This window comes from Schleiferia thermophila (genome assembly GCF_003337435.1).
Classification (GTDB): Bacteria; Bacteroidota; Bacteroidia; order Flavobacteriales; family Schleiferiaceae; genus Schleiferia; species Schleiferia thermophila.
Genome location: NZ_QPJS01000001.1, coordinates 857098 through 873251 on the forward strand (window position 1 = coordinate 857098; position 16154 = coordinate 873251).

The following is a 16154-nucleotide window of genomic DNA, read 5'->3' on the forward strand; positions in this document are numbered from 1 at the left end:
CATTGCAGCCGGATTACTGTTATTTTTCGCATTTATATCTTTTGTAGCTTGTCATCCACCAGGGCTGGATTCAAATCCCGATACAATGAAAGATCCTCACAGTTTTGCAAATTTCCCTGAGGTAAAAGTGGTGCATCTCGATTGGAATGCATTTGTCGATTTTACGCAGCGGAAAATCAAAGCCACCGCCACTTGGACTTTAAGCGGTCAGTCCGAACACCTGATTTTGGATAAAAACGGACTTAGAATATTGTCAGTCAGAGACCAGGATGGCAATCTTCTGCCCTTCGAAGAACACGATGCAGACAGCATCAGAGGTGGTTGGATCGACATACAGATGACCAAAGATGTCACGCAGGTATCAATCGATTACGAAACATCTGACCGGGCCGGAGCCTTGCAATGGCTGGAAGCTCCTCAAACCATGGGCAAAAGGCATCCAATTCTCTTTACGCAGAGTCAGGCCATTCTGGCCCGAACATGGATTCCTTGTATGGACTCGCCTTCCATCAGGTTTACCTACAAAGCTACCGTCAGAGTCCCCTTGGGCACCATTGCTTTGATGAGCGCTTCCAATCCACAAAAAAAATCACCAGATGGCACCTATACCTTTGAAATGAAACAACCCATCCCTTCCTACTTAATGGCATTGGCCGTGGGGGATTTTGAATTCATGGAAATAAGTGACAGAGCAGGCGTCTATGCAGAACCCGACATGCTGGAGTCAGCTGCACGCGAGTTTTCAGATCTGGAAAAAATGATTGCTGCTGCCGAATCCCTATACGGCCCCTATCTGTGGGAGAGATATGATCTGCTGGTCATGCCCCCCTCTTTTCCCTTCGGTGGTATGGAAAATCCAAGGCTTACCTTTGTGACGCCCACTATTATCGCCGGTGATAAATCGCTGACTTCACTCGTGGCACACGAATTAGCCCATTCCTGGTCAGGCAATTTGGTGACCAATGCAACCTGGAACGATTTCTGGCTCAACGAAGGTTTCACCGTCTATTTCGAATTGCGGATTATGGAGCAGCTCTATGGCCCTGAATATGCTGAGATGCTGGCACAGCTTTCTTTTAACGAACTGCAACAAGCCCTGAATACCCTACCTGAAAACGAAACCATTCTCAAAGCCGACCTCAAAGGTAAAAATCCGGATGATGCAGTTGGACCTATTGCGTACGAAAAGGGCTATTTTTTCCTGCGTACAGTTGAGCGAAAAGTGGGAAGACGATACTTCGACCAGTTTCTTCGGGCGTATTTTGATGAACATAAATTCCAAAGCGTCACCACCGAAGACTTTCTCAGCTACCTTCGAAAGCGCCTGCTGAAAAGAAAAGACTGGCGGGAGCTCGAAATAGATCGTTGGATCTATGAACCCGGACTACCTGAAAATGTCTCCAAACCTCTCTCCACCCGATTTTCTGTAGTCGAAAGTGCTGTAACCGCTCTTTTGACGATGAAAGTACTGCCCGTCACCAAGCACTGGTCAGCACACGAATACATCTACTTTTTGCAGCAACTCTCCGGCAGAGCCAACAAGGAAATACTTGCAAGACTTGACAGCGCCTTTCAATTCACTCGCTCGCCCAATGCTGAAATACTTTTTGCCTGGCTGAGGCTTTGTATTGAACAAGACTACACACAAGCCACTCCTGTGCTGGAAAACTTCCTCATCAATACAGGCCGGAGAAAGTTTGTCCTACCTCTTTATAAACAACTCATTGAACGTGGACAAAAGGAAATGGCACTTCAAATCTTTCAAAAAGCCGGAACCAACTACCATCCAATTACGTACAGCAGTGTAAAAAAATTATTTGAATAATCCTGTGCCGGCCGTGAGATTAGCTTGTAGTGCCGTATTCCTTTTCTATGCTTTGACTTCGGACCTCTGTGCACAGGTACTCGACGTCAGCAGCCAGGCTGAGCTGAATCAGCTGCTCTTTCGCCTCTTAGAACAGTCCCATGAAGTACAGCGCAGGATTGCAGATGTACAGTCGTCTTATTTTAAAAGCTCTGAAATTTACATCGACAACTATCCGGAAAAAATTCCTTTTTTGAGTGGAATTGTCTTTCCTCCTCATTCCGACACAGGTATTATTTATGCCCGCTGGCTTCAAGGTGATTGGATTATCAGAAAAAAAGATAAATTTCAAAGTATTAACCGAAAAATTGAGCTTGGAAAAGTCAGAAATTATCCCATTAAAGGCATAGAAGAATATTTGATCAATCCGTACAAAAAATACAATACTTTACCCTATGTGGAAAACAATTTTTACATGTTGCCATTTCATGAAGAAAATCTATCAAAATATACTTTTGAAATCTATAGTAAAGAAAAAGGGGTTTTCAATGTGTTCTACAAGCTCAATTTTAAACCAAAAAATGAATTCGGGAGTTTTGTTTCAGGCACTGCTTTGATAGATTCTGCTTCGGCCCAGATTGTGTTTTTGCACTTAAACATCTATGCGCAAAATAAGCTCAATCTCGCTGATAGTCTTACTATAGCAGTAAAATTTACAGAACACAACAAATTCTATCTTCCGGAAAAATATCAATATATATATTACTACAGTATCAGAGGATATTCAGGACGTCACGAGCTGTTTGTTTCGATACGTTATGGAGAGGCTGAAGAATCAAATCCCTCGATAAGGGATATAAAAATAAAAATGCAAAATCCAGGGATTTTCTCTTACCACGAACTCGATCAAAACACCTTACAACTCTACACAGAAGACTCCGTTTATGAATATCGAAGATCCAAAGGCCTGGTCGCCGATTCAATACTGTCTTATGCTGTCCGAAATCCGTTCAGAACCGTAGTGCTTTCAGGTTTGAAATACCCTGCCTTCAACGCCAATGGATTAATGAATTTCGCTCCCTTATGGACGGGATTTGGCTTCAATGCAGTCGAATCATTTTATCTCAGGTTGAGGATGAAAATTTCCCTAAACAATCCTCAAAACTTTACCCATGAACTGGATTTGAGACCTTCCCTGGCAGAAAATACGCTTCGCTGGAAACAGACCTTTACCTGGGAATACCTCCATCGACTTAATGGCAAGGGTGAGGTGAGTTTTGGAAATTACATTTTCCAAATAAACGAAAACGACCCGGTTCTTCCGGTGATCAATTCATTTTATTCTTTGTTTCTGAATCAAAATTTTGCCAGTTACTATCAGAAATCATTTGTAAAGGGAACTTTCAGCATTTCTGCCGGTGCATTTGATTTCAGATTGATAACAGAATATTCTGACAGAAACCCTCTTTTTAACAATCTGGAAAGAAGTCCGCTTTTTCGGACCGGAAAATATTTGGCCAATAATCCCGATCGTCCGCCGGTAATCGATGCCTCAGGTTTTGTGAAGCACAGCGGGCTTACTCTTGATCTGGACCTGAGCTACCACTTTGGCCGAAAGTACTTTCTGAAAGATCAAAGGAAAATTCCACTGGGTTCTGAAATGCCGGTGTTGTTTGCCAATTATCGAAAAGGCATCCAAAGCCCCGTATCGCAGACCGACTTCGATCAGGTCATAATTGGCATTCAGGTTAAAAGAAAAATTCCCGGGTATGGCATCAGTACTCTCGACCTGCAGTATGGCAACTTTCTAAACAATCGCAGGGTGGAATTTGTGGATTTCAAGCATTTCAACGGCATACAGACGCTTTTCCTTCAGCAGACCTCTGACCGATGGAGCGACATTCGGCAGTTCCGAACTCTCCGGTACTATGAATTCAGCACCAACAGATATTTCGTAGAGCTTCATTACATACACAATTTTGGCGGTGCCTTGCTAAACAATTTCAGGCTGTACAGCCGGCTCAACATCCACACCACCGCAGGGCTGAATCTGCTGATCACCGATCAGGAAAAAATTTATATCGAACCATTTCTCGGACTGGAAAACCTCTTTAAAGTATTCAAAGTCCAAATCGCCTATGGTGTGGATTACACCCAGATCAACAGACTAACACTGCGAATTGGTTTTAATTTCAATCCCGGCCTCTATCAGAAATACAGGAGAATATAACTTCCCTCTGTACATTTTTTGGATAGAACCGCATCATGAAGTAGCTGCTTAGCTTTTGCCCACCATTTCATCGATTAAATACTTGTAAGGGCCTTCCTTACCAATCAGATTTGCTTTTTCAATCAGCGATCGCGCCTGATTTTCTTCTTCATGTTGCTCTTTTACATACCACTGCAAAAAATTCACAGCGTTGTAATCACCGTCATCTTCGGCCGTCTTCAGCAGCTTGAAAACCGCAGCAGTCACACTCTGTTCATTGGCATAAAACTGATGCAATACGTCGAAAATGTCCTTAACGGGAGCCGGAGAGTGGTCAGTGCCGTGTTTTGCTGCAGTTATGGGCCGGCCTTCTCGCTCAATCACATAGTGTATCAGCTTGAGCATGTGTTCGCGCTCTTCATCGCTTTGTTTGAAAAAGAATTTTGCGGCTCCGTCAAAACCATTGGATGCGCACCAGATGGCCAGATTCAGATATCCATGTGATGCAGATGATTCTATTTCTATTTGTTCATTAAATGCTTGTAACAGTCGTTCTGAAATCATAGATGCAGATTTTGGTTTGTTTTTGTGCAAATTTAATGGACAGATACCGGTGTTGGATGTTCGGCGGTCAGAGGCCTTACCCGATCAGTCAAACAGGTACAGGTCCGGCCCATCGGACAGACGGCTGTTGCTTCGTATGCCGTTCGGCTCAATATATCTCTTCTGGACGGCTTCGTCTGGTGTCGGATTTCGGATAAATAGTACTTTTCCGCTGAAATGAAGATCTTTACCGGCCAAAGAGTGGTTAAAATCAACTACGATCGAATTGGGCAAAACTTCTGTGACCACACCGGTTGCATGGCTTGCCGAAGAGTCAAAACTAAAACTGACGAAATCGCCTTTTTCAAACACCCGGTTGGGAAAAAATTCACTATCGGGCAGTTCACTCAAATTTATTTCCCTTATCAAATCTGCCCTGATATGACCGTAAGCCTCAGATGGGGTAAGGGCAAACGAAAAATGGTCGCCTTCCCTCAAACCATGCAAATGGGCTTCAAATGCTGGCAGCATCATTCCCGAACCGAAATAGAACTTCAGCGGCCAATTTTCGCTCATCACTTCCAGCAAAGGCCCGAAAGGCCCGCCATCTCTCAGTTCGTAGCTCAATTCCACGATGGTATCGTGGTCGATGTATTTAGGTCTTTTGTTCGATTTCATAGGAGCTTAATAGTTTGTCTTTAATTACCTGATAGTTATTTTGATGAAATTCATCGAGTTTTGACAAGAGTTCTATGAGGTTTCGGACTTCCTCATCGCTCAGTGGCCCTGTAATTACTTCGTTAAGAGGTGATAATATTCTGAAGGCTTCCAATACTTTTTCTCTGCCATAGGGAGTAAGCCCTATCCGAAGGGCCCGCTTGTCATCGGCATCCTGAATTTCCATCAGGATTCCTTTGTTTACGAGTCTTTTCAAAATTGCCATACCTGTCGGTACTTCTACAACCTCCTTACCCAGCAATTCCGTTTTCTTTGGCGTTTTTCCGTGAATCAGGCTTGCAGCTAACCCGAATTCCTCAGGCGTGGCAAAATCGGTATGCCTTAATAGCTCTCTGTTGTAAAACCTGGCATATCGGCACATTTTTCCAATGAGATACCCTATTGATTGCTTTTTATTAAAACTGTTTTGCACAATGTAGCGGAGATGACCTCCATTAAACCGCTTGTAGAGTGTATACCGGCAGAAGGACTCCACAGACTTGTCTTCGGCTTCTTCGTCCGCCCAAAACACATCCAGCAGTTCCAATAGCTCTTTTATGACCTCGTACTTGTTCAATATTTTATGATTTTATAACAAATATACCAAACAATTTTATAATCATGTTGTATTTGATATGGCAAAAATAAAAGCATGAAAAAGCTTTGTACCTTACTAACAGTATTTTTGAAAATTAGTTTGTTATCGGCTCAAAATGGCATCATTCGTGGCACAGTGCGCGATGCCATCACCAACGATCCGCTCCCGTTTGCCAACGTCGTTATCAAGACACTCAACAAAGGAGCCACCACTGACGAGAACGGCCGGTTCGAAATCACAGGAATTCCACCGGGGCTTTACAATGTGGAAGCTTCCTATGTAGGCTACATCAGCCGTACCGAATTTGAAGTGCAGGTGACTCAGGCTCGTCCGGCGGTGATCAACTTTCGCTTGCGCGAAAACACTGCCCAGCTCAGCGAAGTTACCGTTACGGCACAAAACAGTTTCAACCGCTCGCAAGAGAGTCCGGTATCGCTCAACACCATAGGAATCAACGAAATACAGCGAAATCCCGGTGCCAATCAGGACATTTCCCGGGTCATCCAATCGCTGCCGGGCGTGGCCAGTACCCCTAATTTCCGCAACGATATCATCATCCGTGGTGGAGCACCCAATGAAAACCGCTTCTACCTCGACGGCATTGAAATTCCCTCCATCAATCACTTTGGCACCCAGGGCAGCAGCGGTGGTCCGGTTGGGCTGATCAACGTGCAGACCATCCGCGAGGTGGACTTTTACACGGGAGCTTTCCCCGTCGAGCGCAGCAATGCCCTCTCCTCTGTCATGGATATCAAACTCAAAGAAGGCAACGAGGAAAAGCTGAAATACGTCTTTCAAGTCGGTGCTTCGGAAGCCGGTCTTACGGTTGATGGCCCTCTGAGTCCGACGACCACCTTTGTAGCCTCTGCCCGCCGTTCGTATCTGCAATTTCTCTTCTCCCTGCTCGACCTACCATTTTTGCCCACCTACAACGATTTTCAGTTTAAAACACGCACCAAACTCACTGAAAAAAGCCAACTGGTCATCCTGGGTCTTGGTGCCATCGATTACGCACCCCTCAATGCCAACGCCAATGAAACAGAGGAACAACGCTACATCCTTTCTTACCTGCCGGTCTTTAATCAATGGAACTACTCCATCGGGGCCCGGTATACATACTTTGGCAAAAATTCATTTACCAATGTAGTCCTCAGCCGCTTTATGCTCAACAATGAATCCTTCAAATACCCTGATAACAACGAAAACCTGCAGAAACTTCTCGATTACACCAGTCGTGAAATCGAAAACAAACTCCGCATTGAAAATTTTGCACGGCTCGGACGACTAAAAATTACCACCGGTGGACTCTTTGAAGAAGTAAAATACAACACCTCTACGGTCGACCGGCGGTTTGCGAACGGATTTGTACTGGATTACGCATCAGATCTGGTCCGCTACAAATACGGAGCATTTACGCAGGTATCGGGTAGTCTGCTCAACGGCAAGATTGACTATTCTGCCGGTGTCCGTGCCGAAGGGCTTAATTTCAATAACCACATGGCCAATCCCCTTAACCAGCTGTCGCCACGTGTTTCCCTGGCCTGGAACCTCACCAGCGAATGGTCGCTTAACGCGAACTGGGGCATCTACTACCAATTGCCACCCTTTCCTACCCTTGGCTACAGGGACCAATCAGGTGCACTCGTCAATACGGATGCGCGCTACATTCGCGCCGACCATTACATCACCGGCATCACCTGGTACCCCATCAACACTGCCAAAATCTCCCTCGAAGGTTTTTACAAAAAGTACTTTAATTACCCCTTTTTGTTGCGCGACAGCATTTCACTGGCCAATCTCGGCAGCGATTTCGGCGTCATTGGCAATGCTCCCGCTTCTTTTACCAATCAGGGGCGGGCTTATGGTCTTGAGCTGAGCTATCAGTATAAGCTTTACAAAGGGTATTTCGGAATTCTTGCCATCACCGCGGTCCGCAGCGAGTTTCAGGACAAAAACGGCATTTACCTGCCCTCCGCCTGGGACAATCGCCTTATCTCTACCCTTACCTTCGGCAAAAAATTTGGCCGCAACTGGGAAATCGGCGTCCAATATCAATTTCTCGGGGGTGCACCCTACACGCCTATCGACACCGTTAAATCGGGATTTATCCCAAATTTTCAAAACAATCCCATTGGATTTCCTGATTTCAACCGAATCAATTCACAGCGAGTAGAGAGCTTTCACCGACTTAATGCCCGCATTGACAAAAAATGGTTCTTCCCGCGCTACAACCTGAACATCTATTTTGATATCCAGAATGCTCTGGGCCTGGCTCCACAGGGTCCTCCGCGCTTTGATGCGGTACGCGATGAAAGTGGAAGGCCCGTCATGGATCCAAACGATCCTACCCGGTATCTGACCCGGTTGATCCCAAGCAGTTCCACTGGTCCGGCTTTGCCTTCCGTAGGACTGATCGTTGATTTTTAATTCACTCGGAACTGCTTAAAAAACATAGCCTGAGCCTCCCCTCTCCTCGTCGGGAAGATACAGCAATAGTATCTACAGATGAAGCCTTGAGCATTGCAAGTGAGCAGTAACCTTTGGCGATGAGGGAACGCTTTTACAAAAGGCCGGCTCGACGGAGCAATGCACTCGGATCTGGTTCTCGACCCTTGAAATCGATGAAAAGTTTCATGGGATCTACCGTACCTCCGGCACTGAGCAGACGGCGAAACTTCCGGGCTGTAGGACGGTGGAAGAGGCCGTTTTGCTCAAAGCTTTCAAAGGCATCTGCGTCGAGCACTTCGGCCCACTTGTAGCTGTAATATCCGGCTGCATACCCTCCGTGAAAAATATGACTGAAAGCAGTGGAAATGGCCGTACCTTCCACCGCTGGTAGCAGATCGAGGTCTTTTATCAGTTGGTTTTCAAAGGATTTCAGGTCCGATGGAGGAGCATCAAGCTGGTAATGCCAACCCATGTCGAGATATGCAAAGGAAAGCTGCCGATAGGTAGAGTAGCCCTCCATGAAGGATTTCATGCGTCGGAGCCGGGCAGTGAAATCGGTCGGAAGGGGTTCGCTGCTCTGGTAATGCCTGGCCATAAGAGCCAGCATTTCAGGGGTGTAGCACCAGTTTTCGAGTATTTGAGAAGGCAGTTCTACAAAATCCCAGTAAACATTGGTGCCACTGAGGGAGGGATATGTGGTATCTGCAAGCATGCCGTGCAGGGCATGTCCAAATTCGTGAAAAAGAGTGAGAACCTCCTGAAAAGTGAGCAAAGATGGGCGGGTGGCAGTGGGCTTGCTGAAGTTGCAGACTATGGATACGATTGGACGGACGTCGCGACCGTTGAGTCTGTATTGTCCGCGGTATTGGGTCATCCAGGCGCCGGCACGTTTACCTTCACGGGGAAAGTAGTCCGCCATAAACACAGCAAGGGTTTGCCCGTCGTGGTCTTTTACTTCATAGGTTTGAACGTCGGGATGGTATTTAGGCAGGTCATCGCGTTTGATAAAGGCCAGTCCGTAGAGCCGTGCTGCCAGTTCGAAAATGCCTTTTTCAACTACCTGGCTGAGTGGGAAATAAGGTTTTAGAAGCTCATCGTCGATACCGATTTCATCCTTTTTTATTTTTTCCATCAGCCAGTGTACATCCCATCGATTCAAGGTGTCGAGTCCTTCCCGTCGGGCTCTTTCGCTGAGTTTTTGGTGGTCCCTTAAGGCACCTTCACGCACTTTTTCTTTCAGGAAGTGAAGAAAGTCCATCACACGCTCAGGGCTGGCAGCCATTCGTTCTTCGAGTACGTAGTGTGCGTGGGAGGGAAATCCGAGCAGTCTGGCTCTCTCTTTCCGAAGGTGAGCGATTTTGAAAACGATTTCGGTATTGTCGTTCGAGGTTTGGTAGGCTCGGGCGCCATAGGCCCGGTAGAGCTGTTCGCGCAGGTCGCGTCTGTTGCTGTAGGTCATGAAGGGGATATAGCTATCGGCCTGCAGGGTGATGAGGTATTTGTCGGGCTGGCCTTTTTGCGCAGCTGCTTCTTTGGCAGCCTCTCTGACATACTCAGGCAGGCCATCGAGGTCACTTTCATCGAGCCACAGCTGAAAGGCATTGGTATCGGCCAGTACGTTTTGAGCAAACTTTTGCGTCAGGATGGCAAGTTGTCTGTCAATGTCTCTGAGCTCGGCCTTGTCAGCATCGGACAGCAGGGCGCCGTTTCGGGTAAATGCACGGTAGGTTTTTTTCAGCAGCATCTGCTGTTCTTCCGTAAGTGTATGTGGGGTGGTCGTTAGGTATACGGTTTTTATTCTTTGAAAGAGTTGTTCGTCGAGCAGCACATCGTTGGCGTATTCAGCGAGCATAGGGCTGATTTGCTGTGCAAGTTGCTGAATCTGGTCGTTGGTTTCGGCACTATTGAGGTTGAAGAAAATTTCTGCGATTTCGTTAAGCTTCATTCCAGCATATTCGAGGGCTTCAATGGTGTTGGCAAAGGTTGGAAGTTCATCGCTATGGGCAATGCGATGGACTTCTTCGCGGGCATGGGCGAGGGCTTGCTCAAAGGCCGGCATGAAATGCTCTGGTTTGATGGCTTCGAAGGGAGGTATTTCGAAGGGGGTTTGACAAGGTGTAAGAAGGGGGTTGTCGGACTGTGTCATAGGGTTTAGAGGTTTTTTAATCTTTCAGCGGCAAGTTGCAGTGTTTCGGGCTTTTTGGCAAAGCAAATGCGGATGAGGTATTGATTTTTTGGAGGTTTTTGATAAAATGCCGATACGGGAATTGTGGCTACGCCTTGTTCCCGGACCAGGCGCTCGGTAAATGCCATATCAGATTCATCTGAAATTTGAGAATAGTCGTAGAGTTGAAAGTACCCACCCCGGGCAGGTAAAGGAATAAAACGGGAAGAGCCCATCAGGTTCTGCAGAAGATCTCTGCCCGATTGGATTTGTGCAGCGATGGCTGATGGACTAAAAACGGGCAGAAAATCCGCAAGTGCAGATTGCAGGAAACTGTTGACAGCAAAAACTTCGTACTGGTGAATCTTCCGGATTTCACGGGTGTAGTATTCATGGGCTACTATATAACCAACCTTCCAACCCGTGGCGTTCAGACTTTTACCGAATGAAAAAACACAAGCGGATTTCTTTCTGAGCTCGGGATACATCAGCGCTGAATGATGCGTTCGGCCATCGAAAACCAGATGTTGGTACACCTCATCGAAGAGAAACCATAGCTGCTTGTGTTGCATGCTGAGCGCCTGAAGTTGCATCAACTCGTCGTGGCTTAGACAGGCACCGGAGGGATTATGAGGGTTGTTGACTATGATCAGCCGGGTGTGGTGTGAAATGTTTTGTTGGAGTTGTTCGATGGGCAGGGAAAAGTCGTCATTCAGGTGAATTTCTTTTACCCTGGCTCCCATCAGTTGTGCTGCAGGTGCGTAGCTGTCGTAGGCAGGTGCCAATACAATGACTTCATCCCCATCCCTTACCAAAGCTGCAATGGCTGCAAAAAGCCCCTGTGTAGCTCCTGCAGTGATGGTGATTTCGCTATCCGGATCGATTAGTTCACCACGGGTGCGATGATGCAGCTCTGCAATGGCACTTCGCAAAGCCGGCAATCCGGGCATGGGTGCGTATTGGTGGTGGTGCTTGCGCAGCTGCAGGGCAATGTGGTCGATTAACTCCTGCGGTGGACCAAAATCCGGAAATCCCTGCGATACGTTAACTGCTTTATACTCGTTGGCCATTGAAGTCATTTTGGTAAAAATGGTAGTGGCCATGTCCGGAAATTTAGAAGGAAACATAAGGTCGGTTTCTTTTTGACCAAAGGTAGATTCCTGTTGCGACTTTTTCCTGAGCCATCGCTCAAGCCGGGCAGAAAGAACAGGAGGCTGCAGCATGGTGTGTATAACTTTATCCATGCTTTAACCTCAGAGGGGTGTAATTTTGCGCGCAGTTCTATTTAACTATTTGATATTCAGAAGTAATGAAAAACACTTATACCGATTCCGGCGCTAAGGACACGCGTTCTGGTTTCGGAGCCGGGCTACTGGAGCTCGGCCGGAGAAACGACCGGGTTGTAGCACTCTGTGCCGATCTGACCGGATCGTTGAAAATGGACGGATTTAAAAAGGCATTTCCCGAAAGGTTTTTTCAGGTAGGCATTGCCGAAGCCAATATGATGGGAATAGCCGCCGGACTGACGATCGGAGGTTTTATTCCTTTTACAGGCACATTTGCCAATTTTTCGACCGGAAGAGTATACGATCAGATTCGGCAATCGATCGCCTATTCACATAAAAACGTTAAGATCTGTGCATCACATGCCGGCCTTACTTTGGGCGAAGACGGAGCGACTCATCAGATACTGGAAGACATTGGTCTGATGCGCATGCTACCGGGCATGGTGGTGATCAATCCGTGCGACTACAATCAGACCAAAGCAGCCACATTGGCTATTGCAGAACATTATGGGCCTGTGTATCTGCGGTTCGGAAGACCAAAATGGCCTAACTTCACCCCTGAAGACCAAACGTTTGAAATCGGTAAGGCTATCACTTTGGTAGAGGGTAAGGATGTGAGCATCTTCGCCACGGGACACATGGTGTGGATGGCCTTACAGGCTCAAAAGCTGCTTGCTGACAGAGGTATTGAAGCTGAAATCATTAACATACACACCATAAAACCCATAGACCGCGAGGCGATATTGAATTCAGTGGCCAAAACCGGATGTGCTGTTACAGCTGAAGAACACAACCGATACGGTGGTTTGGGAGATGCAGTCGCTCAAGTGATTCTTACAGCTCATCCGGTACCACAGGAATATGTGGCCGTAAACGACTCATTTGGCGAAAGCGGAAAGCCAGAAGAATTGCTAGCCAAATACGGACTTACACCTGAAAATATCGCAGCTGCGGCCGTACGTGTAATGGAGAGAAAAAAACACTAAATCCCAAGGAAGTGAGCATTACAAAAGACATTAAGGAATTGGAAGCATGGCTGCCTCAGGTGCGCCGTGATATCGTGAGGATGGTTCACGCTGTACAAAGTGGCCATCCGGGTGGTAGTTTGGGCTGTACGGAGTTTTTCGTCGCGCTGTTTCAATACATTATGGACCACGATCCGAAAAAATTTACCATGGACGGACGCGATCAGGACATCTTTTTCCTGAGCAATGGCCACATCACACCGGTGTACTATTCTGTATTGGCCAGGAGTGGTTTCTTTCCAATAGAGGAATTGAGGACTTTCCGAAGGATCAATTCGCGTTTGCAGGGCCATCCGGCTACACATGAAGGCTTACCGGGCATCCGGGTGGCTACCGGATCACTCGGACAGGGGCTCAGCGTAGCTTTAGGTGCTGCTTTGGCTAAAAAGCTGAATGGTGATTTACATACCGTGTTTACCCTTCAAGGCGATGGTGAGCTCCAGGAGGGACAGATCTGGGAAGCAGCCATGTTTGCTGCCCATCACAAAGTGGACAACATCCTAGTGACCATAGACCGGAACAATCGCCAAATCGACGGTGACGTGTCGGACGTAATGGATCTCGGAGACCTGAAAGCCAAGTTTGAAGCCTTTGGCTGGCTGGTGGCAGAATGCGAAAATGGAAACAACCTGATCGAAATAGCCGATGCACTGCTCCTGGCCAAAAGCCTGACCAGAAACGAAAAACCCGTAGTACTCATCATGCACACTGAAATGGGACATGGAGTGGATTTTATGATGGGCAGTCACGAGTGGCATGGCATAGCCCCCAACGATGAACAGCTTCAAAGAGCCCTCGAACAAAACCCGGAAACTTTGGGTGATTATTAAGTTATAACATCTGCTGTAAATGCGAGCTTCCGGATATAAGACTGTATTTTTTGACCTTGATCACACGCTGTGGGATTTTAAAACCAATAGTCAAAAAGTGCTCAAAGAGCTGTTTACAGAAACAGGCTTATATCGAAAGGGGCTTGACTTTCAGGAGTTTTACCAGGTCTACAATCAGATAAATGACCAGAAGTGGACCCTATACCGACAGGGTAGGATCGATAAATTTAGGCTTCGAAAAGAGCGTTTTGTCGATACTCTGCTGCATTTCAGCATTGATGAAAGACAGCTGGGCGAGTATTTCGAAAGCCAGTATGTGGAGCGATCACCCCTGCAAACGGCCCTGATGCCTGGTGCTTTGGAGGTACTCGATTACCTGTTTGAAAAATATCAGTTGGCCATCATTACCAATGGTTTTGCCTCGGTACAGATGACGAAGCTAAAATCCACCGGACTGGAAAAATATTTTACAACGGTCATCACCAGTGAAATGGCAGGTGCCAACAAACCGGAGGCAAAGATCTTTGTAGCAGCATTGAAACAAACGGCTACCAAAAGACCGGAGGCCGTAATGATAGGGGATCACATCGATGCCGATGTGGTCGGGGCAAAAAATGCAGGCATTGATCAGATCTGGTACAATCAGGAGGAAATCGTATCCGATTGTAAACCGACTTATCAGATCAGGGAACTAACCGAGATTATTGAATTGCTTTGAAGTCTGAAGCCGTAAGGGATCACTACCGGGAAAACTTTCGTTTGGCCTGGCCAGTGATGATTGGCCAGCTTGGACAAATCACCGTATCCGTAGCTGATAATGTAATGGTAGGTCAGTTGGGGACCGAACCTCTGGCTGCTGCATCCCTGGTCAACGGATTATTTACCGTCGTACTTGTTTTTGGGATAGGAGTAGCATACGGTTTGACTCCTTTGGTAGCCAATGCCCGCGGTGCAGGAAAGAAGCATCTTTTACCAGGACTGCTGAATGCTTCGCTGTGGGTAAACCTTTTTACTGGTGCAGCTTTGTTTTTGATCCTTCTGATGCTGAATCCGGCTTTGAACCACATGCGGCAGAATCCCCAGGTTGTGGAGCTGGCTGCACCTTACCTGAGCATCACCGGACTGTCGGTAATTCCGATACTGGGATTTTTTGCGTTCAAACAATTTGCAGAAGGATTAGGTCATACCCGCCAGGCTATGCAAATCACCATTGCCGTCAATGTGTTGAATATTGTACTGAACTATTTATTGATTTTTGGCAAGTTTGGTTTTCCTGCACTGGGTTTAAATGGTGCGGGCTATGCAACTCTCATCTCCAGGCTGGTCATGTGGGCCGCTATGGCTGCATTTGTCCTGCACAGCAGGCTGTTCAAAGGCATAGACTTTACCTTTTCGCTGCCGGGAGTTCAACGGCGTACTTCCTATGAAATTCTCAGTATAGGAGTGCCTTCAGGTTTTCAGTATATTTTTGAGGTGAGCGCATTTGCTGCCGCATCTGTACTGGCGGGTATGATCAGTCCGGCCAGTCAGGCAGCGCATCAGATCGCCATCAATCTGGCTTCTATTTCGTATATGGCGGCCACCGGTTTGGCCGCAGCATCTACCATACGCGTAGGCCATTTGTTGGGCATGCGCGACAGTTTCAACCTCCATCTGGCAGTCCGAACCATTCTGGTCATGACGGTCACCTGGATGACGTTTGCCGGTTTGGTATTTCTTTTCGGAAGGCATTTCTTCCCGACTCTATACAGCAGCGATCCGGAGGTGCTTCAGATAGCCAGATCTCTTTTGATCGTGGCGGTTTTTTTTCAAATATCCGATGGGGTACAGGCCGTAGGACTGGGTGTGATGAGAGGGCTGAAGGATGTAAAAATTCCCACATTGATCACTTTTGTTTCGTACTGGATTTTTGCTATGCCCGGCAGTTGGATTTTTGGTGTGAGGTTGGGTGGGGGAGTGGTAGTGATCTGGTACTTTCTCGCCATTGGGCTTACCGTATCGGCTGCTTTGCTCCTATGGCGCTATCGGGTTGTGATTACGCGGCTCCATACCGTTCATAACGAAAACCAGACACTCTAAAATTTAGGTACGAACTTTTCACTATATTTGTACAGGCAAACAAAATGGGGGGTTTTGTTTGTGTTTTCATGTGTTTTGTGTAGGGCGCTGTGAAGCGCCCTATTCCTTTACAGAGCTTACCCGGCCTATCCTATGAATTACGGGCCGTAGCCTTTTTAGCTACGAAACATGGCTGCAAACTGACCTCCGACGGAGCCGGTGCGCAATATTGTATCCACATTGGTTTTTCTGATTACCTTTGCAGCGTCTGCAGGTGGCTGTAAAAAGCCTTAATAGGGAATGCGGTGCAAATCCGCAACTGTACCCGCAGCTGTGAGCTTCAACAAAAAGGTCTGACATCAGAAGCCACTGTTCTGCCAGCAGAATGGGAAGGCAGTCCGACCGAAGCAAGTCAGAAGACCTGCCGCAGACAGTAAATCAACCGCTTGTCTCTCGGGAATAAGGGACAGCC

General features: G+C 47.0%; 12 protein-coding genes and 1 riboswitch. Of the genes, 7 read left to right on the forward strand and 5 right to left on the reverse strand.

All coding sequences use genetic code 11. The features are described from left to right. Nucleotides 1–85: 85 nt before the first annotated feature. Nucleotides 86–1825 (forward strand): M1 family metallopeptidase, encoded by a 1740-nt coding sequence (locus DES35_RS03670; protein ID WP_200876101.1) that lies wholly within the window; start codon nt 86–88, stop codon nt 1823–1825. 13 nt (nt 1826–1838) lie between these two features. After that, a complete protein-coding gene (locus tag DES35_RS03675) occupies nt 1839–4034 on the forward strand; it encodes a DUF5686 family protein (protein ID WP_125039349.1) in 2196 nt (731 codons plus the stop codon). 48 nt (nt 4035–4082) lie between these two features. Here DES35_RS03675 and DES35_RS03680 read toward each other — a convergent pair whose 3' ends face one another. The 3 genes from DES35_RS03680 to DES35_RS03690 form a co-directional block, all read right to left on the reverse strand. Next, nucleotides 4083–4577 carry a ferritin gene (locus DES35_RS03680; protein ID WP_051889133.1) on the reverse strand — a complete coding sequence of 165 codons (495 nt, stop codon included), beginning with the start codon at nt 4575–4577 and terminating at the stop codon, nt 4083–4085. 84 nt (nt 4578–4661) lie between these two features. Then, complete coding sequence (locus DES35_RS03685) at nt 4662–5234, reverse strand: FKBP-type peptidyl-prolyl cis-trans isomerase (protein ID WP_051889134.1); 573 nt, start codon at nt 5232–5234, stop codon at nt 4662–4664. Continuing rightward, complete coding sequence (locus tag DES35_RS03690; protein WP_037356233.1) at nt 5212–5850, reverse strand: MarR family winged helix-turn-helix transcriptional regulator; 639 nt, start codon at nt 5848–5850, stop codon at nt 5212–5214. Before DES35_RS03690 ends, DES35_RS03685 begins: the two co-directional genes overlap by 23 nt. Before the next feature lie 75 nt (nt 5851–5925). Between DES35_RS03690 and DES35_RS03695 the strand changes: the two genes are divergently transcribed. Beyond that, the gene (locus DES35_RS03695) at nt 5926–8298 is read left to right on the forward strand and encodes a TonB-dependent receptor (RefSeq protein ID WP_114365803.1); all 2373 of its coding nucleotides are present in this window, start codon (nt 5926–5928) and stop codon (nt 8296–8298) included. A 133-nt stretch (nt 8299–8431) separates the two neighbouring features. On the opposite strand, the gene DES35_RS03700 is transcribed toward DES35_RS03695, so the two are convergent. Beyond that, complete coding sequence (locus DES35_RS03700) at nt 8432–10465, reverse strand: M3 family metallopeptidase (RefSeq protein ID WP_114365804.1); 2034 nt, start codon at nt 10463–10465, stop codon at nt 8432–8434. A 5-nt stretch (nt 10466–10470) separates the two neighbouring features. Then, nucleotides 10471–11727: a methionine aminotransferase gene (locus DES35_RS03705; protein WP_211306528.1), complete on the reverse strand. Its 1257-nt coding sequence runs from the start codon at nt 11725–11727 to the stop codon at nt 10471–10473. Between the two features lie 65 nt (nt 11728–11792). On the opposite strand from DES35_RS03705, the gene DES35_RS03710 reads away from it, so the two are divergent. Genes DES35_RS03710 through DES35_RS03725 form a run of 4 tightly spaced genes read left to right on the forward strand, consistent with a single transcriptional unit; the run spans nt 11793 to nt 15703 of the window. Further along, complete coding sequence (locus DES35_RS03710; protein ID WP_114365805.1) at nt 11793–12755, forward strand: transketolase family protein; 963 nt, start codon at nt 11793–11795, stop codon at nt 12753–12755. 11 nt (nt 12756–12766) lie between these two features. Beyond that, nucleotides 12767–13624: a transketolase gene (locus DES35_RS03715; RefSeq protein WP_260429674.1), complete on the forward strand. Its 858-nt coding sequence runs from the start codon at nt 12767–12769 to the stop codon at nt 13622–13624. 19 nt (nt 13625–13643) lie between these two features. Next, nucleotides 13644–14342: a YjjG family noncanonical pyrimidine nucleotidase gene (locus DES35_RS03720; RefSeq protein ID WP_114365806.1), complete on the forward strand. Its 699-nt coding sequence runs from the start codon at nt 13644–13646 to the stop codon at nt 14340–14342. After that, nucleotides 14339–15703, forward strand: a complete 1365-nt coding sequence (locus DES35_RS03725) for an MATE family efflux transporter (RefSeq protein WP_114365807.1) — start codon at nt 14339–14341, stop codon at nt 15701–15703. The genes DES35_RS03720 and DES35_RS03725 overlap by 4 nt, the downstream gene beginning before the upstream one ends. 233 nt (nt 15704–15936) lie before the next feature. Then, a riboswitch (cobalamin riboswitch) is annotated at nt 15937–16125 on the forward strand. The last annotated feature ends 29 nt before the right edge of the window (nt 16126–16154 follow it).

What these genes read in the sequence shown, in the direction of transcription:
- DES35_RS03700 (WP_114365804.1), bottom strand. Translation starts at nt 10,465, where the DNA reads ATGACACAGTCCGACAACCCCCTTCTTACACCTTGTCAAACCCCCTTC.
- DES35_RS03705 (WP_211306528.1), bottom strand. Translation starts at nt 11,727, where the DNA reads ATGGATAAAGTTATACACACCATGCTGCAGCCTCCTGTTCTTTCTGCC.
- DES35_RS03680 (WP_051889133.1), bottom strand. Translation starts at nt 4,577, where the DNA reads ATGATTTCAGAACGACTGTTACAAGCATTTAATGAACAAATAGAAATA.
- DES35_RS03710 (WP_114365805.1), top strand. Translation starts at nt 11,793, where the DNA reads ATGAAAAACACTTATACCGATTCCGGCGCTAAGGACACGCGTTCTGGT.
- DES35_RS03720 (WP_114365806.1), top strand. Translation starts at nt 13,644, where the DNA reads ATGCGAGCTTCCGGATATAAGACTGTATTTTTTGACCTTGATCACACG.
- DES35_RS03685 (WP_051889134.1), bottom strand. Translation starts at nt 5,234, where the DNA reads ATGAAATCGAACAAAAGACCTAAATACATCGACCACGATACCATCGTG.
- DES35_RS03670 (WP_200876101.1), top strand. Translation starts at nt 86, where the DNA reads ATGAAAGATCCTCACAGTTTTGCAAATTTCCCTGAGGTAAAAGTGGTG.
- DES35_RS03695 (WP_114365803.1), top strand. Translation starts at nt 5,926, where the DNA reads ATGAAAAAGCTTTGTACCTTACTAACAGTATTTTTGAAAATTAGTTTG.